General features: G+C 32.3%; 5 protein-coding genes and 2 pseudogenes. 6 read left to right on the top strand and 1 reads right to left on the bottom strand.

Annotation, left to right across the window (positions count from 1 at the left end; genetic code table 11):
- The coding region (locus KW502_RS15060) for a transposase (RefSeq protein WP_500793360.1) at positions 1 to 199 on the bottom strand (199 nt) is incomplete at its 3' end.
- A 353-nt stretch (positions 200 to 552) separates the two neighbouring features.
- On the opposite strand from KW502_RS15060, the gene KW502_RS15055 reads away from it, so the two are divergent.
- The 6 genes and pseudogenes from KW502_RS15055 (at position 553) to KW502_RS15030 (ending at position 4,062) form a co-directional block, all read left to right on the top strand.
- A complete protein-coding gene (locus KW502_RS15055) occupies positions 553 to 975 on the top strand; it encodes a very short patch repair endonuclease (protein ID WP_219041378.1) in 423 nt (140 codons plus the stop codon).
- The gene (locus tag KW502_RS15050) at positions 959 to 1,753 is read left to right on the top strand and encodes a DNA cytosine methyltransferase (RefSeq protein ID WP_219041377.1); all 795 of its coding nucleotides are present in this window, start codon (positions 959 to 961) and stop codon (positions 1,751 to 1,753) included. The genes KW502_RS15055 and KW502_RS15050 overlap by 17 nt, the downstream gene beginning before the upstream one ends.
- Positions 1,753 to 1,959 carry a hypothetical protein gene (locus tag KW502_RS15045; RefSeq protein ID WP_219041376.1) on the top strand — a complete coding sequence of 69 codons (207 nt, stop codon included), beginning with the start codon at positions 1,753 to 1,755 and terminating at the stop codon, positions 1,957 to 1,959. Before KW502_RS15050 ends, KW502_RS15045 begins: the two co-directional genes overlap by 1 nt.
- A complete protein-coding gene (locus KW502_RS15040; RefSeq protein ID WP_219041375.1) occupies positions 1,960 to 2,727 on the top strand; it encodes an HNH endonuclease in 768 nt (255 codons plus the stop codon).
- 94 nt (positions 2,728 to 2,821) lie between these two features.
- Positions 2,822 to 2,986 (top strand): annotated as a pseudogene (locus tag KW502_RS15035) (DNA cytosine methyltransferase); the annotation flags it as partial.
- Positions 2,983 to 4,062 (top strand): annotated as a pseudogene (locus tag KW502_RS15030) (HpaII family restriction endonuclease). The pseudogenes KW502_RS15035 and KW502_RS15030, both read left to right, overlap by 4 nt.
- The last annotated feature ends 240 nt before the right edge of the window (positions 4,063 to 4,302 follow it).

Below are 4,302 nucleotides of genomic sequence, written 5' to 3'. Positions count from 1 at the left end.
CTACTAAGCAGAGCTTGAAAAACACAACAGGATCTATACTCTTTTGACCACTGCTGCCGTAAAAACCTCGAGTAAGATCATAGAGAAAATCTAAGTTTAAGGCTTCTTTCAATCGGCGGTAGAAATTAGTGGCCGGTACCCGTTCACTCAACTGAAAACTGTTGAATAACTGCTCTTGATATACTTTTTTGCCTTGCATATCATGAAATTAATCTTTTTTAGTAAATTGTGCAACAGGCACAACATATATAACAAATAGCTAAATCTTTTCTAAATCGTAAATTTTGGTATATTTGGTTAGTCGCCAAATCTTTTGATTTGGCTTTTTGAACTAAAATTAAAAATCAAAACACAAAAGTTTTGGCTTGAGACGAATCGAAAATTAACTCTTATTTGCTCGCTACTTGCCATATATAATCCCGTTACCTGCAAGCTGAAAATCCAGCCGCACAAACAGCACATTTGTTTTCTACCGAACTAATGCCAATCCCTAAAAAACAAAAGAGCTGTTTCTTACCCATAGCATCATTTTTAAAATCATAACTTTGTTAAATGGACAAATTGAACAAAGAACAGAGAAGAAAAAATATGCAAGCTGTAAAGAGCAAAGGCTCTAAAATTGAGACAAAACTTGCTAAAGCATTATGGAAAAAAGGATATCGATATAGAAAAAATAATAAAACTGTTTTTGGTAAACCTGACTTAACTTTTAAGAAGTACAAAATAGCAATTTTTTGTGATAGTGAATTTTGGCACGGCAAAGACTGGGAAAACCGAAAGCACGATCATAAAAGTAACATCAAATTTTGGCATCAAAAAATCGAAAGAAATATCGAAAGAGATAAAGAGGTAGATAAAAAATTACTAAAAGATGGTTGGACAATTTTGCGTTTTTGGGGAAAAGAAATTGAAAAAGACTTATTATCTTGCGTAGGCAAAATTGAGCAAGCAATTGAAAATGAAAAAGGAAAATAATTATATTCAAAGTGTAGATAACCAACTATCTAGGGTTAACACTAAGGAGCCTGAAAATCCTAAACAAGCTTCGTATACACACTACTTACACAATTATAAAAATGGGGTATCCCAATTTTATAAAAAGGATGCAATTTCTTATGTTAAAAAACATCTTAGTTCTAAATATCCAAGCGATGATATAACAAACGATGTTGCTGAAGAAGCGCTACAATATTTGATATTCAACAATATTGATTCAGTGCCATTTCCATCACCCAAAAAAGAAAAATTTAAATTTATAGACTTATTTGCAGGAATTGGCGGTTTCAGATTAGCCCTACAAAATTTAGGTGGTAAATGTGTATTCACTAGTGAATGGGATAAATATTCCAAAAAAACTTATCAAGCAAATTTTGGAGAAGTTCCTTTTGGTGACATAACTAAACAAGAAACTAAAAATTATATTCCAGATAATTTTGATGTTCTATGTGCAGGCTTTCCTTGTCAGGCATTTTCAATTGCTGGAAAGCGTGGCGGATTTGAAGACACAAGAGGTACATTATTTTTTGACGTGGCTAAGATTATTAGTAAAAATCAACCAAAAGCAATTTTCTTAGAAAATGTAAAAGGTTTAAGAAATCACGACAAAGGAAAAACTTTGGCAACCATTTTAAATGTGCTTCGTGAAGATTTGGGCGTTACCCTATCGGGTCGGGCTTTCCGTTCTAATCTTTTTGCTCGTTCCTCACAAAAAGGATTTCCTCTTCAATCCCTAACGCAAAAACTCGCAGCATAATGAACGATAAGTTAAAAAATATTACTAGAGAAGATTTTATGAATTTTTTTCGTGATGATGAAAAGTTAAGCACACTTTCAGCTGATGATAGAATTGAAATATTTCTACAAATACTTCCAGGTGGTTCAGATATTACAGAAGACCTTTTAAACAAGTTAATCAGTGATTATCAAGTAGCTGATTTAGAGGTAAGTCAAGTTAAATAAATGGCAAAGTCAAATAATTGGACAAGAGAACAAACTATTGTAGCATTTAATGTTTACTGTAAAATTCCATTTAAAAACAGTAGTAAAACACATCCAACGATAATAAAATATGCCAACATCATAGGTCGTTCACCATCCGCTTTAAATATGAAAGTTGGTAATTTTGGTAGATTAGACCCTGAATTACAAAAAAGAGGAATTACAGGTCTTGCAAACGGCAGTAAATTAGAAGAAGTTATTTGGAATGAATTTCACGGTAATTGGGATGATTTAGCTTATGAAAGTGAAAAATTAATTTCTGAATTTCAAAATAAAACCATACTTGAAACCAATGAAATTGACCCAACAGATTTTCCAGAGGGAAAAGATATCGAACGACTTGTAAAAACAAGAGTAAACCAAAACTTTTTTCGTTCTTCGGTTTTATCTTCTTATTACCAAAAATGTTGCATAACAGGTATTAATATTTCTGATTTTTTAGTTGCAAGTCATATTATTCCTTGGCGAACAAATAAAGAAGAAAGAATGAACCCAAGAAATGGTTTGTGTTTAAATTCTATTCACGACCAAGCATTTGATAAAGGGTTTTTAACAATAACTTCTGATTATGTGGTTAAAATTTCTGATGCAATCTTCGAATACAAAGAAAATGAATCAATTGCAGATTTTTTTCTGAAATATAATAAACGAAAAATCTCACTTCCCGATAAATTCTTGCCTTCGCAAGAGTTCCTTAAATATCATTCTGACAATATTTTTCGCGGATAAGTTGCGTGAGGGATAGCAGTGGAAAGCCCACAGCGAGGTACGAGCGAGGACTTGTAGCGGATAGCCCGACCCTTGGGCACGCCCAAAGCATTTTAGGAAAATGACACCGCGAGAATGGGCGAGATTACAAGGATTTCCTGACAATTTTAAAATAGTAGTTTCAGATGCACAAGCATACAAACAATTCGGAAATTCAGTTGCAGTTCCTGCAATTCAAGCAACAGCGCAAAAAATCATAGAAAAACTAAACTGCAAATGATTACAGGAAATAAAGGAGAATGGAGCGAAATTTATGCGCTTTTCAAATTATTAGGCGACAAACAATTATTTCTTGGAAACAAAGACATTGAAAAGTTAGAAGGTTTAGTTTACCCAATCATAAAAATACTTCGCACCGAAAACAATGGTAATTTTGAATACTCAATTCAAGATGAAATCATTTTAGTTTCGGGAGATGAAGAAGTTTTAAAAATCCCCATTTCAGACTTTAAAAACAAAGCTCTTTTTCTCTTAAATGCAATAAAGCAAAATAAAGAAAGGACTTTTTCTGTTCCAGAAATTGAGGAATTTATGCAATCCATAAATTGTATTTCCTTAAAAGCAAGTTCTATAGCGAAAACTGATATTACTATTGTTGTTCACGACCAAAGAACGAATCAACAACCAACATTAGGTTTTAGCATAAAATCACAACTTGGAAGCCCTTCTACCCTATTAAATGCAGGTAAAACAACAAACTTTATTTATAAAATTAAAGGAGTAAAACTTTCAAAAGATGAAATTGAGCGAATCAATTTAATTGCTTCGAGAAGTAAAATAATGGATAGAATTGTTTAAGTTCATAAAAATGGCGGACAATTTGAATTTATAAAAACAGAACGACAAATATTTTCAAACAACCTTGTTCTAATAGACAGTTTGCTTCCAGAGATTTTATCGCAAATAGTTTTTGACTTTTATTCAAGTGAGTTTTCGCACTTGACCGATTTAGTAAACAAAACGGCCGATAAAAATCCATTAAACTTCGACATTGAAAACGAACATAAGTTTTACGAATACAAAATAAAACGCTTCTTGACAGATGTTGCTCTTGGAATGATGCCCTCGCAAGTTTGGACAGGGAAATATGATGCGACAGGTGGATATTTAATCGTCAAAGAAAATGGAGACGTTTTATGTTATCATATTTATAATAAAAACGAATTTGAGGATTACTTGCTAAATAATACAAAGCTTGATACTGCAAGTTCTTCTCGACACGGATTTGGGGAAATTTATGAGGAAGACGGAGAATTATATTTTAAACTGAATTTGCAAATTAGATTTACGAAATAGCCAACGTTTAAAGCCATACACATTTACAGTGGCATCGTCCAAGCTTCACCAAAACTGTAAAAGAGTATGTCTTTGCCAACGCTAAAAAGATTACTAAAATAAAAGCCAGCAGGTAACAAAGAACTGAGGTAAAAAGCAACTCTTTTCTTCTTTAATTTTAGAGCATATTTATCCTGTACTAAAACCTCCATTTCTTTAATCTTAGTACTTCATATCTTTATTAATTTTAATATTACTTCG

Source organism: Mesonia aestuariivivens, assembly GCF_019311235.1.
Lineage (GTDB): Bacteria > Bacteroidota > Bacteroidia > Flavobacteriales > Flavobacteriaceae > Mesonia > Mesonia aestuariivivens.
Note: the sequence above shows the minus strand (reverse complement) of the source record. Positions and strands in the feature narration are given on the sequence as shown.

What these genes read in the sequence shown, in the direction of transcription:
- KW502_RS15055 (WP_219041378.1), top strand. Translation starts at nt 553, where the DNA reads ATGGACAAATTGAACAAAGAACAGAGAAGAAAAAATATGCAAGCTGTA.
- KW502_RS15050 (WP_219041377.1), top strand. Translation starts at nt 959, where the DNA reads ATGAAAAAGGAAAATAATTATATTCAAAGTGTAGATAACCAACTATCT.
- KW502_RS15045 (WP_219041376.1), top strand. Translation starts at nt 1,753, where the DNA reads ATGAACGATAAGTTAAAAAATATTACTAGAGAAGATTTTATGAATTTT.
- KW502_RS15040 (WP_219041375.1), top strand. Translation starts at nt 1,960, where the DNA reads ATGGCAAAGTCAAATAATTGGACAAGAGAACAAACTATTGTAGCATTT.